Origin of the sequence: Pelomonas baiyunensis (assembly GCF_043555935.1) — a bacterium.
GTDB lineage: Bacteria > Pseudomonadota > Gammaproteobacteria > Burkholderiales > Burkholderiaceae_C > Pelomonas > Pelomonas baiyunensis.
The window spans coordinates 148,776-165,805 of record NZ_JBIGIB010000003.1 but is presented as its reverse complement, the minus strand read 5'-3'; the positions used below and the strand labels follow the sequence as shown (position 1 = coordinate 165,805).

The window sequence follows — 17,030 nt, the reverse complement described above, 5'->3', positions numbered from 1 at the left end:
CACAGTCAGGAACTCGGCAGCCATGTCAGCGGGCAGGACGAACGTTCAAAGTAGGGATTGTGGATCCTCCGGCGGCGCCAGCGGCGTGGCGCGAGCCAGGGTCATCCAGGTGGCGAAGTCCGGCTTGTGGGCGCGGCGCGGGGCGGGGCGGGCCAGCTCCAGGTGCGTGTCGTGCCCGATGAGCACGCCGAACTCGGGCGGAATTTCCTCGGGCTCGGCGATGCCGGCGCGCAGCACGAACCAGCACTGGCCGCACAGCGCGCGGTAGGCGGCCGATTTGTCGGGCCGGCGCAGCTCGCCCAGCAGGTCGGCACGGCTGACCTTGATCTCATGGATGGCCGGCTCCAGGTACTCCTCCACCGTGCTGTGGCGGATGGAATAGACGTCGGGCATGGCCTGCACCCAGCGGGTCTGCCCCTCGCTGTCGCCGGGCAGGCCGGCCCGCAGCGTGAGCCCGCGCCAAGCGATGCGACCGGCCCGCTGCATCTCCACCGCCACGCGCTCCACCAGTTGCTCGTGGCGGTCGCGCGCGGCGCGGTTGCGGGTCAGTGACGCGGCAATCAGCGCCACGCCGGCCTCGGTCACGCGCAGGCGCTCGCGGCCGTCGGGCTCTTGCAGGCGCTCCACCCAGCCGGCGGCCAGCAGTTCCACCTCCACCAGGTCCTGGCAGGGCCAGCCGGCGCTGCGCCACAGCTGGCGCAAGCGCTGCAGGTGAAAGCGGGAGGGCGTGGCCATGGGGCGCATCTTCGCCGCAGTCCGCACGCGGGCCGGGCATGAAAAAAGCCCCCGGCCGGTGGCGCGGGGGCTTTGCGTGCGGATCGCGCCGGCGGCGGATCAGCGGTCCTTGCTGAGCTTGCCCTTCGGGGCGTTCGGGTCGCCCATCACGAAGATGGTGTAGACGCCGTTGGCGGTCAGCGGGGTCAGGCCCGACGAGGTGCCGGCCGACGGGTTGTACAGGGCGTCCACCTTCAGGGGCGAGTTGACCGTGACGACCGAGCCGGTCGACGAGCCGATGCTCACCGGGGCCGAGCTGGTGCCGGGCAGCACGTTGCTGGCTTGGGCCTGGAAGTCGATGTTCAGCGACGCGACGCTGCCGGCGACCGACAGGCCGTTCACCAGACGCATCTTCACGTTGCCGCTCACGGTGGGCAGGCGGTTGTCGTCGCTCAGCACGGACAGTTGCGGCGCCGAGGCATCACCCCAGATCAGCAGGGTGTAGTCGCCACCGGCGGCGAAGCTGGGCGAACCGACCGTCAGCGGGATGCTGTTCACGGTGATGGACGTCGTGCTGGCACCGGCGGTGAAGCTGTAGTAGTCGGTCGTGTTGGGCGGCAGCGAAGCGGGCAGGATGTTGTTGCCGTTCACGCTGGCGGCCACGATGGGCGTGCCGGCCAGGGCGTTGACGGCGCGCACGCGGGTCAGCGAGTTGGCGTAGTTCTTGACGGCGCCCTTTTGCACCAGCTGCATGCCGTTCACCAGCACGCCGCCGTTGGTGGCGGTCAGGATCAGCGTGTTGACGCTGGCCGAGTCGAGCGTGATGGCCGGGATGTCCAGGCGCAGGTCATTGCCCTTCTTGGTGTAGCCCGTCACGCGCACGCGGAAGGTGCCGGCGTTGATCAGGTTGTAGCCGCTGCCCGAACCGCCTTGCAGGTTGGACGTGACCGGGGTGGCGGTGTCCAGGGCGTCCGCGCTGGCCGTGACGTACACGTCCAGGGCGCCGGCGTCCGGCGCCAGGTTCAGCACCAGCAGCTTGGCCTTGCCGGTGTCGGGGGCGGTTTCCGCTTCCTGCAGCAGCGAGGTGCGGATGGCACCGGCGAAGCCGTAGGAGATGTAGGTGTAGTTGTTGCCGCCGGACAGCGTCGGCGTGGTGGCCGAGATGCTGGTGCCGACGTCGCTGGTCAGCACCTTGGTGGCGGTGTTGTTGGTGTCCACGCCGCCGTACTCACCGACGGTGGCGTAGGCGACCTTGCTGTTGATGGTCTTGTCGTTGACCGTCAGGTCCAGCTGCGCGTAGGACTGCGTGGCGTTGAGCAGGCGGACCTGCGCGGTGCTGCCGCTGCCGCCGCCGCCGCCGCAAGCGGTCAGGAAGGCGGTGGCCGACAGGCTCAGCGTCAGGACCAGTCGGGTGGCCCAGGGGGTGAATCGCATCGAAAACTCTCCGAAAAAACCAAACCGCCGGGCCAAATCCCCCGTTCGCGGACGCGTGATTAGAACCCAACCCAGCCCGATCGCGATTGCCGCCATCTGGCAGCGGGTGAAGAACTGTTGCTGGTCGAGCCGGGTCGACCTGAGGAGAACTCTCCAATCCACGCGCGGCCGGCGTCGCTAGCATCGCCGCCATGACCTACCCCCACCTCCTCGCGCCCCTGGACCTCGGCTTCACCACGCTGAAGAACCGCGTGCTCATGGGCAGCATGCACACCGGGCTGGAAGACGGCCGCAAGCACTTCGAGCGCATGGCGGTGTTCTTTGCCGAACGCGCCCGGGGCGAGGTGGGCCTGATCGTGACCGGCGGCTTCGCGCCCAACATCGAGGGCTGGGCCAAGCCGTTCGCCGGCACGCTGGCCACAAGCGGCGCCGCGCGGCGCCACAAGCTCATCACCGACGCGGTGCACGCCGAGGGCGGCAAGATCGCGCTGCAGATCCTGCACACCGGCCGCTACGGCTACTCGCCGCTGTGCGTGGCGCCGTCGCGCATCCAGAGCCCGATCACGCCGTTCACGCCCCGCGAGCTGAGCGCCCGGGGCATCGAGCGGCAGATCCGCGCCTTCGTGCGCTGCGCCAAGCTCGCCCGAGAGGCCGGCTACGACGGCATCGAGGTGATGGGCAGCGAGGGCTACTTCATCAACCAGTTCCTGGTGGAGCACACCAACCACCGCACCGACGCCTGGGGCGGCAGTTACGAAAACCGCATGCGGCTGCCGCTGGAAATCCTGGCGCGCATCCGCGAGGCCGTGGGGCCGGACTTCATCGTCATCTACCGCCTCTCGATGCTGGACCTGATTCCCAACGGCAGCAGCTGGGACGAGGTGATGGAGCTGGCCCGGCGCGTGGCGCGCGGCGGCGCCACCATCATCAACACCGGCATCGGCTGGCACGAGGCGCGCATCCCGACGATTGCCACCAGCGTGCCGCGGGCCGGCTTTGCGTGGGTGACGGCCAAGCTGCGTGCGCAGCTGCGGGCCGAAGGCATCACCACGCCGCTGATCACCAGCAACCGCATCAACACGCCCGAGGTGGCCGAAGGCGTGCTGGCCGACGGCAGCGCCGACATGGTGTCCATGGCCCGGCCTTTTCTGGCCGACCCGGAGTTCGTCAAGAAGGCGCGCCAGAACCGGGCGGACGAGATCAACACCTGCATCGCCTGCAACCAGGCCTGCCTGGACCACACCTTCCAGCAAAAGATTTCCAGCTGCCTGGTGAACCCGCGCGCGGCCTACGAGCAAGAAATCGTGGTGAAGCCACTGGCGGCAACCGGTGCCGCGAAGAAACGCGTGGCCGTGGTCGGCGCGGGCCCGGCCGGGCTGGCGGCGGCCACCACGTTGGCCGAGCGCGGCCATGCGGTCACGCTGTTCGACGCGGCGGCCGAGATCGGCGGCCAGTTCAACATGGCCAAGCGCGTGCCGGGCAAGGAAGAGTTCCAGGAAACGCTGCGCTATTTCGGCCGGCGGCTTGAGATCACCGGCGTGGACCTGAAGCTCAACACCCGGGTCGCGGCGAATGACCTGAAGGGCTTCGACGAGGTGCTGCTGGCCACCGGGGTCAGTGCGCGCAACCCGCGCATCCCCGGCCAGGACGAAGGTCAGGCCCGCGGCCAGGTGCTGAGCTACATCGACGTGCTGCGCCACGACAAGCCGGTGGGCGCGCGCGTGGCCATCGTGGGCGCGGGCGGCATTGGCTTTGACATGGCCGAGTACCTGCTGGAAGCCGGCCACTCGCTGACGCTGGACCCCGCCGCCTGGCGCAAGCACTGGGGCGTGGGCGACCCCGAGGCGGTGCGCGCCGGCCTGGCCCGCCCGGCGCCCGACGCCCCCACGCGCCAGATCACGCTGCTGCAGCGCAAGGCCGGCAAGCCTGGCGCGGGCCTGGGCAAAACCACCGGCTGGATCCACCGCGCCGCGCTCAAGATGAAGCGGGTGGAGATGCTGGCCAGCGTCAACTACGAACGCATCACGCCCGAAGGGCTGTGGGTGAGCTACGGCGAAAAGCGGGCCGATGCCCAGCTGATCGAGGCCGACACCATCGTGCTGTGCGCGGGCCAGGAGCCGCTGCGCGAGCTGGAAGCGCCGCTGAAGGCGGCCGGCGTGAAGGTGCACCTGATCGGCGGTGCGCTGGAAGCCGGCGAGCTGGACGCCAAGCGCGCCATCCTGCAAGGCACGAAGCTGGCCTGCAGCCTCTGACGCTGACGGGTTCAGCGCTGACTCAGCCCCGGGCCAGCTGCCACAGCTGGTAGAGGGTGTCGTTGTCCTGCTCCACCACCTCCAGGCCCTGGGCGAGGTCCATGCTGGAGTCGAACCAGCCGTAGGCCTCGGGCTTGCGCGGCGCGCTGCTGCTGCGCACCGGGCCCAGCGCGGGCAGCTTGGAGTTGGACCAGAAGGACGACGAGCTGTTGAAAAAGGGCATGGCGGGCTCCGAAGGGGTGGGCGGTGACGTGCGGTGACGCCGTGCCGTCAGCATCGGGCGCCCGGCCCGCTGCGCCCATCACCCGGAGGATGGGACGGGTGGGGGACGCGCGCCCCCAGCCACCCCCACCTCCCCCCGCCCCTCCCCCGAAAGAGGGATGCGCGGGTCGTTCGCCAATTCAGAAAACCGGGGTCAGAGTCGTTTTGACGCAGCGCCCGGTTCCCGCGCCCGCAGCTCGCGCCGCGCGTCGTGCCCCACCCAGCGGGCCGCAGCCGCGGGTTGGATGCACAGCTGCTCGGCCAGCGCCAGCGCCGGCCCCCACAGCGTGGGGCTGCGCTTGCCCGTCTGGCGCAGGGCCCAACTGACGGCCTTCTTGACCATGGGGCGCGCGTCGCCCGCACCGGCTTCGATCAGCGGCAGGCGGTCCAGGAAATCGCGGTCCGGCCGCGCCTTGTGGTGCACCGCCGCCACGGCCAGCAGCGCAAAGCCCGCGCGCCGCTCGAATTCGGCCTCACGCGCCGCCCAGCGGGGAATCGCGTCCCACGCCCAGGGGCTGCACACAAAGGCGTTGAGGCAGGCTTGGTCGCACACGTCCCAGGCGGCCAGGTCGGCCACCCAGCGGTCCATCTGCTCGACGGTCAGCCGCGCGGGCTCGGCCACCATGCCGGCCAGCATCTGCGCGTCCGGCACGCCCGTGTCCCACAGCGCCAGGGCCAAGGCGTGGTCGCGCCCGAACTCGCGGGCCAGCGCGCGCAGCGCCGGCACGGCCACACCCAGGCGGCCCGCGCCGGTCTGGCCGAAGCGGGCCAGGGCCGCCAGCGCCTCGGGGCGGGCGGCGGCATGCAGGGCCGCGAGGGCGGCGTCCAAACGGTCAGAACCCATGGCGTGGGCACTCTAGCGGCTGGGTGGCTCATGCGGTTCCCGCACAAGCATCCGCGCCCACCCCAGGACCGCAGCGCAGCAAACCCAAGCAGAATTCCGCCACCCCCATTTCCTGTTGCCGCCTGCCCATGAAGCTGCTGCCCCTTCTCTCGTCGCTCGCGCTGGTGCTGACCCTGAGCACCTCGCCCCTGCACGCCAGCACCGGCCCCGGTGTGGCCTGGCAGGCCGCCGCGGCGGATGCCGACATCGAGCGCCATTTCGCCCAGGCCAAGGCCGAGAAGAAGCCCGTGCTGCTGTACTGGGGCGCCAAGTGGTGCCCGCCCTGCAACCAGCTCAAGGCGACGCTGTTCAACCGGGCGGACTTCATCGAGCAGAGCAAGGCCTTCGTGGCCGTGGGCATCGACGGCGACGCGCCTGGCGCGCAAAAGCTGGGCACCCGCTTCAAGGTGCGCGGCTACCCCACGCTCATCCTGTTCAGCCCGGCGGGCAACGAGATCACCCGCCTGCCCGGCGAGGCCGATGCGGCGCAGGTGATGAAGGTGCTGCAGCTGGGCCTGTCCAGCGGCCGCCCGGTGAAGGCCGTGCTGGCCGACGCCAAGGCCGGCAAGAAGCTCAACGCCAACGAGTGGCGCCTGCTGGGCTTCTACGGCTGGGAAACCGATGAGCAGCAACTGCTGCCTGTTGAACAACGCGCCGCCACGCTGGCCCAGCTGGCCAAGGCCAGCGAAGGTGCCGACGCCGAAACCGCCACGCGGCTTTGGCTCAAATCGGTGGGCGCGCTGGCCGACGGCCAGGCCGCAGACCCCGCCGGCCTGCCGCGCCTGCGCGCTGTGCTGGCCGATGCGGCCCAAGCCCACGCGCAGATGGACGTGCTGACCAACGAGGCGCCCGACCTCGTCAAGGCGCTGACCTCGCCCGGCGACACCCGCACCGCGGTGGTGGCCGAGTTCGACGCGGCCCTCAAACGCTTGAACGCCGACGCCAGCCTCTCGCGCGCCGACCGCATCAATGCGCTGCAGGCCCGCGTGGACCTGGCCCGCCTGGACGCCCCGAAAGACGAGCCCTACCCCAAGGGCCTGCCCGCCGCCCTGCTGGCCGACGCGCGCGACCAGGCCAGCCGCGCCAACCGCGAGATCACCGACGGCTACGAGCGCCAGGCCGTGGTGACCGGTGCCGCCCACCTGCTGGGCCGCGCCGGGCTGTGGAAGGAGAGCGACGACCTGCTCAAGTCCGCCCTGGCGCGCAGCCACTCGCCCTACTACCTGATGAGCCAACTCGGCGGCAACGCCAAGAAGCAGGGCAAGAAGCAGGAGGCCCTGCGCTGGTACGAAGAAGCCTTCAACAAGAGCGAGGGCCCGGCCACCCGGCTGCAGTGGGGCTCCAACTACCTGGGCGCGCTGGTGGAGATGTCGCCCGAGGACGCGCCCCGCATCGAGAAGGCCGCCGCCCAACTGTTTGCTGAAGCCGAGAAAGACCCCGGCGCGTTCTACGAGCGCAGCGAGCGCTCGCTGAAGAAGGTGGCCTCGCTGCTGACCAGCTGGGGCCAGGCACCCGCCCAGGCCGCCGCGGTGGGCCGCCTCAAGACGCAGCTGGACGGCGTGTGCAGCAAGCTGGACGCCGCCGACGCCAAGGCCAAGTCAGCCTGCGAAGGCCTGCTCAAACCCAAGAAGGCCTGACGGCGTGGACGGCCTGAACGGACTCACGGGCGGCGCGGCCGCCGTGGCCAGCTCGGCCGAGCTGGCCGGCCTGGCCGGCGGCGGTGGGCACGGGGGCTCCGGCCCGCACGGCAGCCATGGCTCCACCGGCGCTTGCCTGAACTGCGGCACGGCGCTCGCCCCCGACGCACGCTTTTGCAGCCAGTGCGGGCAAGACACCGCCAACCACCCGCCCTCGCTGCTCGAGTTCGTGCATGAATTCGTCAGCCACTACATCGCGGTGGAAGGCACGCTGTGGAAGAGCCTGTGGGGCCTGATGGCCCGGCCCGGCTTTCTGACGAAGGAATACCTCGCCGGCCGCAAGCAGCGCTACGTGCTGCCGTTGCGGCTGATCCTGACGCTGGGCCTGCTGTTCTTCCTGGCGCTGAAGTTCGTGCCTGGCGCCACCGACACCGTGGGCCTGGACACAGGCCATGACGAGGCCACAGAGCAGACGGCGAACGACGGTGCCGCCTCCGCCGTGTCGGGGGCCGCGTCGGCGGTTGCGGCGGCGGCGTCGGGCTCCCGGGCCGCGCAAAAGCTCGACAAGGCCGCCCGCCGCGTGGCCGAGAAATCGGGCGACGTGACCCTGCTCGACAAGTCCATCGCCCAGCACCTGCCCGACGGCATGCAGGCCCGCATCCAGCGCGCCGAAGACCACTGGCGCGAAGACCCCAAGGGCTCCGCCAAGGCCATGGGCGCCACCATGCTGGGCCTGGCGCCGTACGCGGTGCTGTGCTCGCTGCCGTTCTTTGCCGGCTTGCTGAAGCTGCTGTTCTGGCGCCAGCCCTACGGCGCGCACTTCGTGTTCGCCATGCACCTGCACGCCGCCTGGTACGGCATGCTGCTGCTGGCCGTGCTGCTGCCCTGGGGCGGCGTGATCTTTGCGGCCTGGTTGTGGTCCAACATCTACCCAGTGGTGGCCCTGAAACGCGTGCATGCCGCCAGCTGGTGGACCACGCTGCTGCGCGCCGGCCTGCTGGCCGCGCTGCACTGGGTGCTGATCGGCCTGGGGCTGCTGGTGCTGGTGTTGGTGGGGGCGCTGGCCACCGCCTGAACCTTGCGCCCCGGCGTGAGGCCGGCATCGGGGACATGCGCGCCGCGCCGCAGGACGGCCGACCCGAAAGTGCAGATCATGGCGGGGCCAGGGTGCCCCGCCTGACTGCATGTCAGCGGCGGCGCCACGGCATGTCCCCGCGGCCCGGGCGCCCGCTGCGCCTTGTGGCCGCACACCCCGTCACGCCCAGGGAGCACCGCATGCCCAAGTTCACCGTCAACGTGCCCGTGAGTACCGACCAGCCGAACGTGGTCGTGGAGGTCGATCCCCAATCGCCACTGCCGCCGGGCCGCCACCGGTTCAACCTCGTGGTGGTGGACGACTCGGGCAACGAAAGCGCGCCGGACACCGTCGATGTGATCGTGGCCGACCGGGACCGCCCCACCGCGGTCTTGCAAGGGCCCGACATCGCGTCGGCCGGCAAGCCATTCACGCTGAGCGGCGCACGCTCCTTCGACACCGGCGGCGGGGTCATCAAGACCTGGCGCTTCACCTACCTCGGCCCGGCCACCCGCTGAAGGCCATGGCTCTCCTGCCGCTCCAGCAACCCGTCAGCAGCCCCGAGCCGCGGCTGGTCGTGCACAACCTGCTGCCGCCCGGCCGCCATCGTTTTTCTCTGGTGGTGGTGGACGAGCACGGCCGCACCAGCGCGCCGGACGTGTGCGAGGTGACGGTGCGACCTCGCCCGGCCCCCACCCCAGCGTCCACGCCAGGACCCCAGCCATGAAGACCTTCCTTGCGGCTCACCTGCGGTGGCCCATTGGGCGGCGTCGCCTGCTGAGGGGGATGGGCCTGGCGGGCGTCATCGGCCGGCTGAGCCCGGTCGGGTGGATCAGCCTCGCCACGGCGCAACCCCGTCCGAGCGCCCAGCCGACCCCGCTGGTCGGGCACTGGCGCCGCACGCGCATCGTGCTGGAAGAGCCCATCGACGATCACCTGAACCTGGGCGCCGACGGCACCCTGACCGTTTGGCAGGTGAAAGCGACCTCGCGCAGCACGCCCCAGGTCGGCCGCTGGCGCGTGACCGAGGGCCAACTGATGCTGCAAGTGCCCGGCGAAGCCGAGGGCGGCGCGCCCTACGTCATCCACGAGGGACGGTTGGTCTTTCCCAACATCCCCAACCGCCGCCAGTTCTGGGAGCGGGTGGCGTAACGGCGCGCTGCTGCGGGCTCAGTCCCACCCGCCCAAGCCCGCGGGCTCGCGCCGCAAGTCCGCGTCCACATCCATCAGCACGCTGGCGAGTTCCAGGCTGCGCCACAGCGCCTCGGGCATGGCCAGGATGCCTTCGGGCGTGCGCGTGCGGCGCGCCCAGGCCCCGATCTCGGCATGCTGCTGCACGGTGAGCAAGCCGCGGTCGCGCATTTCGTCCAGGGTCTGCATGGCGGGCCTTTCTGCCGTGGGGTGGCGCCAGCATAGGCGCCATTCATGACGTGGCAACCGCCATTCACCCGGCGGCTGTGCCATCCATCGCAGAGTGAGCTTCACGCCCCCGCAAACCCAGATACTGCCGGGCATCCCAGCCTTGGAGGTCTGTCATGCCCTTCCCCGCCCGGCGCGCCTGTGCGCTCGCCGCTGCCCTGGCCCTCAGCGCCCCGCTCGCGCACGCGGCGGCGTCGCTCCAGCCCTGCCGGCTGGCCGGCGTGCCCACGGAATTGCAGTGCGGCAGCCTGCAGCGCCCGCTGGACCCCGCCCGGCCCGAGGGCGTGAAGATCGACGTGCACTACGTGGTGGTGCCCGCGCTGGCCCGCAACAAGCAGCCTGACGCGGTGCTGATGCTGGCCGGCGGCCCCGGCCAGAGCGCCATCAGCGTGGCGTCACGCGTGCTGCCGCGGCTGTCCCGCTTGAACAACCGGCGCGACCTGGTGTTCATCGACCAACGCGGCACCGGCAAGTCCGCGCCGCTGGACTGTGCCGACGACAGCAAGCTGCCCCTGACCGAGCAACTGGACGAAGCCGCCCGGCTGCGCCGCCTGGACGCCTGCCGCGCGACGCTGGAGAAATTGCCCTACGGCCAGGACGGCGGGCTGCGCTTCTTCACCACCACGCTGGCCATGCAGGACATGGACGCCGTGCGCCAGGCACTGGGCGTGCCGCAGTGGAATTTGATCGGCGCCAGCTACGGCACCCGCGCCGCGCTGGAGTACCTGCGCCTGTTCCCGGCCCAGGTGCGCCGCACGGTGATCGATGGCGTGGCGCCGCCGGACATGGCGCTGCCCGCCAGCTTCTCCACCGATGCACAGGCCGCGCTGGAGGCTTTGTTCCAGGCCCACGCCAGCACCCACCCCACGCTGCGAGCCGACTGGCAGGCGCTGCTGGCCTCGCTGCCGCGGGCGGTGACGGTGCAGCAGCCGCTGACCGGCGTGCCCGAGCGCTTCACCGTCACGCGCGAGCTGCTGATGAGCGCCGTGCGCATGCCGCTGTACCAGCCCGCACTGGCGGCCGCCCTGCCCGCCGCGCTGCAGGCCGCCGCGCGCGACGGCAACTTCGCCAGCCTCTTCGGCCTGACCACCGCCTTCGGCAGCAGCCCGGCGCTGCGCCTGGCCATGGGCATGCACTTCTCGGTGGTGTGCGCTGAAGACCTGCCCCGCCTGCCCGACGCGCAAGACCCGCCCGGCGCCGACTTCCGCCGCAGCCAGGCCGAGATGTACACCCAGGTGTGCAAGACCTGGCCCCGGGGCGCGGTGGCGCCCGAGTTCTACCAAGTGCCGCCGGCCCCGAGCCCCGTGCTGCTGCTCAGCGGTGGGGCCGACCCCGCCACGCCGCCGCGCCACGGTGAGCGCGTGGCCAAGGCGCTGGGCGCGGGCCACGCCGAGCGGGTGCAGCACATCGTGGTGCCCGAGGCCGGCCACGGCGTGATGCCGGTGGGCTGCATGCGCGACCTGGTATTCCGGTTCATCGACGCCAAGACCGACGCCGCCGCGCTGCCGCAAGACGCCGCCTGCGCCACGCGCATCCCGCGCCCATCGGCGTTCCAACCGATCACGCCCGCGACGGAAGGGACCGCGAAATGATCCACATCCAGGACGTTCACAAGCAGTTCACCGCCCAGACCGGCGGCAGCCTGTTCAAACGAGGCACCCAGCGCACCGTGCACGCGGTGCAGGGCGTGACGGTGCAGGCCGGCAACGGCCGCATCACCGGCCTGCTGGGCGCCAACGGGGCGGGCAAAACCACCACGCTGCGCATGCTGGCCGGGTTGTTTCCGCCTGACGCCGGGCACATCCATGTGGACGGCATCGCCGTGCAAGACGCCCCGCTGCAGGCCGTCGCCCGCATGGGCATCCTGGGCGACGCGCACGGCCTGTACCCGCGCCTGTCGGCGCGCGAGAACATCGTCTACTTCGGCCGCCTGCAAGGCATGACGCCCGATGCCGCCCACGCGCGCGCAGACGAGTTGGCGAAGTTGCTGGAGATGCAGCCCATCCTGGACCGCCGGGCTGACGGCTTCAGCCAGGGCGAGCGCATGAAAACCGCACTCGCCCGCGCGCTGGTGCACGACCCCGCCAACATCGTGCTGGACGAACCCACCAACGGCCTGGACGTGCTGGCCACCCGCGCGCTGCGCGAGGCGCTGCGCTGGCTCAAAAGCCCCGAGGGCGGGGGCAAATGCATCGTGTTCTCCACCCACATCATGCAAGAGGTGGAACAGCTGTGCGACGAGGTGGTGGTGGTGTCCAAAGGCCGCAGCGTGGCCCACGGCAGCGTGCCCGAGTTGCTGGACCTGGCGGGTGAATCCCGGTTTGAAGACGCCTTCGTGAAGCTCGCATTCCCTGAAGAGGTGGCTCCATGAAAGACACACGGACTGGCCGCACGCCGGCTGATGTACGCACCGGACAAGGGGTTGGCATGACTCAGGCGCTGATCGTTTTCTCGAAAGAACTCACCGACGCCCTGCGCGACCGCCGCACGCTGCTGCGTCTGCTGGTGCCGGCCCTGCTGATGGGGCCGCTGCTGCTGATGGCGCTGTCGGGCCTGATCGCCTCGTTGGAGGAACGCGCGGACAAGCGCGAGATCCTCGTCGTGAACATCGACGCCGCGCCCACGATGAAGAACTTCATCGAGCGCCAGACCTACACCCTGAAGGCTGCCCCGGACGACTACGAGGCCCGCCTGCGCGGCACCACGCTGCTGGAGCCGGTGCTGGTGCTGCCGGCCGACTTCGAGGCCAAGCTGCGGGCCGGTGAAGCGCCGACGGTGGAAGTGGTGACTGACAGCGCCAACCAGCGCGCCAGCGCCGGTGTGGGCGCGATCAAGAGCCTGCTGTACGGCTTCAGCCACGAGCGCGCGATGCTGAACCTGGCGATGCGGGGCGTGTCCACCGAACTGCTGGAGCCCGTGAACGTCGAAGAGCGCGACCTCGCCAGCGCCCAGGCCCGGGCCGCGCGGTTGACCGGCATCATCCCGATGTTCATCATCATGGCCGTGCTCTACGGCGCACTCACCGCCGCGCTGGACAGCACCGCCGGCGAGCGCGAGCGCGGCTCGCTGGAGCCGCTGCTGATGAACCCCGCCCCGCACGGCGCCATCGTGGCCGGCAAGTGGGCCGCGGCGGCGCTGCTGGGCATGGCGGTGGCGCTGATGTCGTCGCTGAGCTTCATTCCCGCCCAGTGGCTGCTGCAGAGCGACGTGCTGCAGGCCCAGTTCAGCTTCGGCAGTGGCGAGGTGCTGGCCTTCTGGCTGCTGCAGATCCCGCTGGCCATGGGCCTGTCCGCGCTGCTCATGGCGCTGGCCATCCGCTCCAAGACCTTCAAGGAAGCGCAGGCCGGCAGCACGCTCGTCATCACGGCAGTGAGCCTGATGCCCATGGTCAGCCTGCTCAACCCCGGCGGCGAAGCCCCGTGGTACTTCTGGGTGCCAGGTCTTGCCCAGAACACGCTGATGATGAGCGTGCTCAAGGGCGAGGCGCTGCGCTGGAGCCAGGTGATGCCCGGCGTGCTGGTGGGCCTGGTGCTGACGGCGGTGGGCCTGGCCTACGTGGCGCGCTCCATGCGCGCGGCGGTGGCCCGGTAAGCTGGCGGTGTGATGACCTCTCGCTCCCTTCGCCTGTTCCGGTTCCCCCGGTTCGCCCTGTGCACGCTGGCCGGTCTCGCGGCGCTCACCGGCTGCGCCAGCTTCAAGGGCTTCGAGCCCGCCACGCCGGAGGGCTTTTCTGGGGCCACGGTGAACGTGGCCGACCGGCTGGAGCCCATCGGCAACGACCTGGTGCAGGTGTTCGAGCTGACCCGCTTTGATGGCCGCCGCCTGCTCAGCAGCAGCGTGGCCACGCTGAACGCCAACCAGGGCCGGGGGTTCTCGGTGAAGCCGGTGGCCCTGACCAACGAGGTGCCGCCGGGCCCGGCGCAGGTGCAGCTGCAGGTGGTGACGCAGTACGCCGCACCCTTCCTGGCGATGACGCACCCGACCTGCCGCGTGCAGGGCGAGGTGGCGTTCACGCCCGAGCTGGGCCAGGCCTACCGCGTGACCGGGCGCGTGGCGGCCGAGGCCTGCGAGGTGTGGATCGAGAACCTGGCCACGCACCAGCCGGTGACGGCCAAGGTCAGCGGCAAGGGCACGGGCGCCGGCCGCTGAAGCGGCAACTGAAGCAGCAAGGGAAGCGCCAACTAGGCGCTCAACCGCCGGGCTGCGGCGCGCAGCAAGGCGCGCGAGTAGGCCCGGTGCAGGCCCAGCAGGGCGTGGAAGCCCCAGCCGAAGCGGGGCTCGCCGGCCGGCCCGCGGCGGCGCGGCATCAGCGCCGAGCCGAACCACAGCGTCGTGCTGCCGGCCGGCCCGGGCTGCACCTGGAACCAGGAGCGGGTGACGCCGCTGTCCTCGTGCATCAGCAGCTCGTGCGCCGTGCGGGCTTGCACCGTCCAGACCGCCAAGCGCTCGGCCTGGCCCTGGGCCACCGCGCGGGCCAGGGCGTCGGTGGAGCGGCGGCCGGCCAGCGCCAGCACCGCCCGCTCCAGCTTGAACAACCACGAGGTGTAGAACGCCTCCACGAACTCGGCCAGCGCCACCGGGCGCGGCAGGGGCAGGCTGTAGGCGTCGGCAAAGGCGCCGCGCTCGGCGGCCAGGGTGCCAAGCAGGCTGCCCGGCGCGGGGGAAGAGTCGGTCACGTGCATCGGGCGAGTGTCGGCCCGCATCGCAGCCATGAACGGAATCGATTGGCCGGCGGTGTTGAGAATCACTAGCATTTGGCTATCAACATCAACCGAGCGATAGCTTCATCATGGCCAAAACCCTGAGCTTCGGCGCGCTGCACCTGGTCACGTCGTTCAGCGTGACCTACGCGCTGACCGGCAGCGTGGCGGTGGCTGGGGCGGTGACCTTCGTCGAGCCGCTGGCCAACACCGTGCTGCACTATTTTTTCGACAAGTACTGGGACCACCCGCGCCTGCAAGCCTGGCGCGCCCGATGGCACGGCCGGCAGGCCCCGCAGCCCGCGAGGCAGCCGGCCTGACCCAGGTCTAGCGCAAGCCTTCCAGCAGGCTACGGCGCAGCGTGGCCTCGTCGGCGATGCCGTCATGGCGGCGCATCAGCTGGCCATCCTTGAAGGTGAAGTAGGCCGGGATGCCACCCACGCCGAACTGACGGACGAAATCGTTGTCGCCCACCGTCCGCCACGGTTGGAAGGCCACGCGGGCGAAGCGGGTGCCGGTGTCAGCCTCCGCAGCGGCCAGGGCATTGAATGCAGGATTGGACCGCACGCAGAAGCCGCAGCCGGGGTCGTGCGAGCTGAGTTGAACGACGACCCACCCCTTGCTCTGCCGCACCCAGCCACTCAGCGCCGCCGGTGCCACGCTCTCGATGCCGGGGACATTGGCGGGCGCACGGCCGGGCGGAGGCGGCAGCGGTGCATCGGCAGCCGGCGCCCTTTGCTGCTCGACGTAGGCCAGCAGCGGCGCGCGGTCCAGCTGGGCAGAGCTGACGGTCTTGACGACAGAGGCATAGCCCCCGGAGCTCGCGCCCACGCGAACGGCCACGACCGCGTCGGCCCGGTGGCCGATCAGGTACATGCCGCGGTCGCCGAAGGCGCTGTACTGCAGGCGCTTGGCCAGGTCCAGCTCGTGGAACCAGTACACCGACGCGTCAGGGCTGCCCGGACGACTGCAGGGGATGTCGCAGATGGCGACGAGCTCGAAACCCTGCTCCGTCAACTGCGCACCGTAGTGACGGGCGATGAGCAGCGGGCTGTCGTCGGCCGGATGCTTGTACTGCTGCATGGCCACCTTGCCCTCGTAGGGCAGGCGCCAGCGGCTCTGGTTCTTGCCGTTGGCGCGCTCGGGTGGCGAGACGGGCAGCGCCCCCGCCTCCAGCGGATTGTCGTAACGGCCCAACTCCTGGGCACGGGGGTAAGGCCGCAGCTCGATGGGCTGCGCCTGCGCGATGGCCGCGCCCAGCAGCCAGACCCCAACGGCCCAGCATGGCTTGAATCTCATGTCGCTCCCTGACTGATGTCGCGCCGCACCCTGGGTGCAGCGCGGCGGCAGTCTAGGGGGCCAGCGCGACGCCAAAGCCCGAAGATCCGGGGGATCAAGGTGACAAGCTGTTTCGCGGCGGGCTGCCAGCCGGCGCGGTCTCGCGCTCCATCCAGCCCAACCAGCGCATGGCCTGCTCGCGGCTGTCGCCGCACATCAGCTCGCTGGGCTGCAGCGAGCCGCACACGGCGGGCCGGTCTGGGTGGCCGAAGATCCTGCAGCGATCCTGCTCGTTGAGCTGCACGCAGCGCACGCCGGCGGGCTTGCCCTCGGGCATGCCGGGGATGGGCGAGCTGATCGACGGCGCGATGCAGCAGGCGGCGCAATTCGGTCGACATTGCATGGGGCGGCAGTCCATGGCGGCATTGTCGGCCGGCGCGGGCCGGGTCAGGTCTTCATCGGGCAGGTGTTGAAGCCCAGCACCGAGTACAGCGGGCAGCTGCTCAGCAGACCGGTGGCCAGCGGCACGAGGCCGATCCAGCCCCAGACGCCGATGGTGCCCGTGAGGGTGAGGGCCAGCAGGACGAGTCCTGCCAGGATGCGGGCGATGCGGTCGATGCCGCCGACGTTGGTCTTGAACATGAGGCGCTCCTTCGAGATGGGATGACGCCATCGTCGGCGCGCGGGCCGGCGCTGTCGGTGACCTCAGTCACACAGCGTTTGACGCCGCGCAAACCCGCTGCAGGGCGGCCGCGTCGGTCACCTCGATGCGCTCGCGCCCCAGCGCCACCCAGCCGTCGCGCTCGAAGCGGCGCAGCAGCCGGCTGACGATCTCGCGCACGGTGCCCAGCTCATCGGCCAGTTGCTGGTGGGTGGCCAGCAGGCGCGGCCCCCGCGCGCACAGCAGCGTGGCCAGACGCTGGTCCAGCCGCTGGAAGGCCACGGCCTCCACCAGGGCCATCAGGTCGGCCAGGCGCTCGGCCATCAGGCCCATCACGTAGCGGCGCAGCACGGGGTCGCGCTCGCAGACGGCCTCGAAGTCCGCCGGGGTGATGAGGCGCAGCGCAGTGTCGGTGCGCGCCTCGCCGCTGGCCGTAGCCACCCGGTGGGCGAACAAACAGGTGGCCGACACCACGCACACCTCGCCGGGATCCACGCGGTACAACTCCAGCCGCCGGCCGTCCGGCGCCAGCAGCGACACGCTGACGCTGCCTTCGTCCACCAGCGGAAAGCCCGGGCACGGGTGGCCGGCGTCAAAGAGCCGGGTGCCAGCAGGCACGCGCAACGGCTGGGCATGGGCGGCCAGCTCAGCAAGCGGCGCGAGAACGGGGTCGGGCGGAAACGGCATGCCCCGATTCTGGATGCCTGCGGGTTGAC

Annotated in this window: 21 protein-coding genes; 11 read left to right on the top strand and 10 right to left on the bottom strand. The window is 70.8% G+C overall.

Annotated elements, in window-relative coordinates:
- Nucleotides 1-45: 45 nt before the first annotated feature.
- Together ACG01O_RS11255 and ACG01O_RS11250 are read right to left on the bottom strand one after the other, a co-directional pair.
- Nucleotides 46-735: a hypothetical protein gene (locus ACG01O_RS11255; protein ID WP_394384548.1), complete on the bottom strand. Its 690-nt coding sequence runs from the start codon at nucleotides 733-735 to the stop codon at nucleotides 46-48.
- A gap of 99 nt (nucleotides 736-834) precedes the next feature.
- A complete protein-coding gene (locus ACG01O_RS11250; RefSeq protein WP_394384546.1) occupies nucleotides 835-2,148 on the bottom strand; it encodes a DUF4397 domain-containing protein in 1,314 nt (437 codons plus the stop codon).
- 191 nt (nucleotides 2,149-2,339) lie between these two features.
- On the opposite strand from ACG01O_RS11250, the gene ACG01O_RS11245 reads away from it, so the two are divergent.
- Nucleotides 2,340-4,400: an oxidoreductase gene (locus ACG01O_RS11245; protein ID WP_394384544.1), complete on the top strand. Its 2,061-nt coding sequence runs from the start codon at nucleotides 2,340-2,342 to the stop codon at nucleotides 4,398-4,400.
- A gap of 22 nt (nucleotides 4,401-4,422) precedes the next feature.
- Here the strand turns inward: ACG01O_RS11245 and ACG01O_RS11240 are convergent, their stop codons facing one another.
- Together ACG01O_RS11240 and ACG01O_RS11235 are read right to left on the bottom strand one after the other, a co-directional pair.
- The gene (locus tag ACG01O_RS11240) at nucleotides 4,423-4,623 is read right to left on the bottom strand and encodes a hypothetical protein (protein WP_394384542.1); all 201 of its coding nucleotides are present in this window, start codon (nucleotides 4,621-4,623) and stop codon (nucleotides 4,423-4,425) included.
- A 192-nt stretch (nucleotides 4,624-4,815) separates the two neighbouring features.
- Nucleotides 4,816-5,505: a DNA alkylation repair protein gene (locus ACG01O_RS11235; protein ID WP_394384540.1), complete on the bottom strand. Its 690-nt coding sequence runs from the start codon at nucleotides 5,503-5,505 to the stop codon at nucleotides 4,816-4,818.
- Nucleotides 5,506-5,633: 128 nt separating this feature from the next.
- Here ACG01O_RS11235 and ACG01O_RS11230 point away from each other — a divergent pair, with 128 nt between their 5' ends.
- The 5 genes from ACG01O_RS11230 to ACG01O_RS11210 all read left to right on the top strand — a co-directional run bounded on the left by ACG01O_RS11230 (nucleotide 5,634) and on the right by ACG01O_RS11210 (nucleotide 9,408).
- Nucleotides 5,634-7,181 (top strand): thioredoxin family protein, encoded by a 1,548-nt coding sequence (locus ACG01O_RS11230; protein ID WP_394384538.1) that lies wholly within the window; start codon nucleotides 5,634-5,636, stop codon nucleotides 7,179-7,181.
- A gap of 4 nt (nucleotides 7,182-7,185) precedes the next feature.
- The gene (locus tag ACG01O_RS11225) at nucleotides 7,186-8,256 is read left to right on the top strand and encodes a DUF3667 domain-containing protein (RefSeq protein ID WP_394384536.1); all 1,071 of its coding nucleotides are present in this window, start codon (nucleotides 7,186-7,188) and stop codon (nucleotides 8,254-8,256) included.
- Nucleotides 8,257-8,456: 200 nt separating this feature from the next.
- The gene (locus tag ACG01O_RS11220) at nucleotides 8,457-8,774 is read left to right on the top strand and encodes a hypothetical protein (RefSeq protein WP_394384534.1); all 318 of its coding nucleotides are present in this window, start codon (nucleotides 8,457-8,459) and stop codon (nucleotides 8,772-8,774) included.
- Nucleotides 8,775-8,779: 5 nt separating this feature from the next.
- Entirely contained in the window at nucleotides 8,780-8,983 is a 204-nt protein-coding gene (locus ACG01O_RS11215) for a hypothetical protein (protein WP_394384532.1), read from the top strand.
- Nucleotides 8,980-9,408 (top strand): hypothetical protein, encoded by a 429-nt coding sequence (locus ACG01O_RS11210; RefSeq protein WP_394384530.1) that lies wholly within the window; start codon nucleotides 8,980-8,982, stop codon nucleotides 9,406-9,408. Before ACG01O_RS11215 ends, ACG01O_RS11210 begins: the two co-directional genes overlap by 4 nt.
- 18 nt (nucleotides 9,409-9,426) lie before the next feature.
- Here ACG01O_RS11210 and ACG01O_RS11205 read toward each other — a convergent pair whose 3' ends face one another.
- Nucleotides 9,427-9,636, bottom strand: a complete 210-nt coding sequence (locus ACG01O_RS11205) for a hypothetical protein (protein ID WP_394384528.1) — start codon at nucleotides 9,634-9,636, stop codon at nucleotides 9,427-9,429.
- A gap of 155 nt (nucleotides 9,637-9,791) precedes the next feature.
- Between ACG01O_RS11205 and ACG01O_RS11200 the strand changes: the two genes are divergently transcribed.
- The 4 genes from ACG01O_RS11200 to ACG01O_RS11185 are packed head-to-tail and all read left to right on the top strand — an operon-like array spanning nucleotide 9,792 to nucleotide 13,824.
- A complete protein-coding gene (locus ACG01O_RS11200; RefSeq protein WP_394384526.1) occupies nucleotides 9,792-11,267 on the top strand; it encodes an alpha/beta fold hydrolase in 1,476 nt (491 codons plus the stop codon).
- Complete coding sequence (locus ACG01O_RS11195) at nucleotides 11,264-12,046, top strand: ABC transporter ATP-binding protein (protein WP_394384524.1); 783 nt, start codon at nucleotides 11,264-11,266, stop codon at nucleotides 12,044-12,046. The genes ACG01O_RS11200 and ACG01O_RS11195 overlap by 4 nt, the downstream gene beginning before the upstream one ends.
- A 56-nt stretch (nucleotides 12,047-12,102) precedes the next feature.
- Nucleotides 12,103-13,266 (top strand): ABC transporter permease, encoded by a 1,164-nt coding sequence (locus tag ACG01O_RS11190; RefSeq protein WP_394384522.1) that lies wholly within the window; start codon nucleotides 12,103-12,105, stop codon nucleotides 13,264-13,266.
- Between the two features lie 12 nt (nucleotides 13,267-13,278).
- Nucleotides 13,279-13,824 (top strand): hypothetical protein, encoded by a 546-nt coding sequence (locus tag ACG01O_RS11185; protein ID WP_394384521.1) that lies wholly within the window; start codon nucleotides 13,279-13,281, stop codon nucleotides 13,822-13,824.
- Nucleotides 13,825-13,856: 32 nt separating this feature from the next.
- Here ACG01O_RS11185 and ACG01O_RS11180 read toward each other — a convergent pair whose 3' ends face one another.
- Nucleotides 13,857-14,429 carry a hypothetical protein gene (locus ACG01O_RS11180; protein WP_394384519.1) on the bottom strand — a complete coding sequence of 191 codons (573 nt, stop codon included), beginning with the start codon at nucleotides 14,427-14,429 and terminating at the stop codon, nucleotides 13,857-13,859.
- Nucleotides 14,430-14,464: 35 nt separating this feature from the next.
- On the opposite strand from ACG01O_RS11180, the gene ACG01O_RS11175 reads away from it, so the two are divergent.
- Nucleotides 14,465-14,695, top strand: coding sequence for a DUF2061 domain-containing protein (locus ACG01O_RS11175; protein ID WP_394384517.1), 231 nt, complete (start codon nucleotides 14,465-14,467; stop codon nucleotides 14,693-14,695).
- Between the two features lie 7 nt (nucleotides 14,696-14,702).
- Here the strand turns inward: ACG01O_RS11175 and ACG01O_RS11170 are convergent, their stop codons facing one another.
- The 4 genes from ACG01O_RS11170 to ACG01O_RS11155 all read right to left on the bottom strand — a co-directional run bounded on the left by ACG01O_RS11170 (nucleotide 14,703) and on the right by ACG01O_RS11155 (nucleotide 17,001).
- Nucleotides 14,703-15,674, bottom strand: a complete 972-nt coding sequence (locus ACG01O_RS11170; RefSeq protein ID WP_394384515.1) for a YbbN family protein — start codon at nucleotides 15,672-15,674, stop codon at nucleotides 14,703-14,705.
- 94 nt (nucleotides 15,675-15,768) lie between these two features.
- Nucleotides 15,769-16,056 carry a YkgJ family cysteine cluster protein gene (locus ACG01O_RS11165; protein ID WP_394384514.1) on the bottom strand — a complete coding sequence of 96 codons (288 nt, stop codon included), beginning with the start codon at nucleotides 16,054-16,056 and terminating at the stop codon, nucleotides 15,769-15,771.
- Nucleotides 16,057-16,100: 44 nt separating this feature from the next.
- Nucleotides 16,101-16,295 carry a YgaP family membrane protein gene (locus tag ACG01O_RS11160; RefSeq protein WP_394384512.1) on the bottom strand — a complete coding sequence of 65 codons (195 nt, stop codon included), beginning with the start codon at nucleotides 16,293-16,295 and terminating at the stop codon, nucleotides 16,101-16,103.
- Nucleotides 16,296-16,362: 67 nt separating this feature from the next.
- Nucleotides 16,363-17,001, bottom strand: a complete 639-nt coding sequence (locus ACG01O_RS11155) for a Crp/Fnr family transcriptional regulator (RefSeq protein WP_394384510.1) — start codon at nucleotides 16,999-17,001, stop codon at nucleotides 16,363-16,365.
- Nucleotides 17,002-17,030 lie beyond the last annotated feature (29 nt).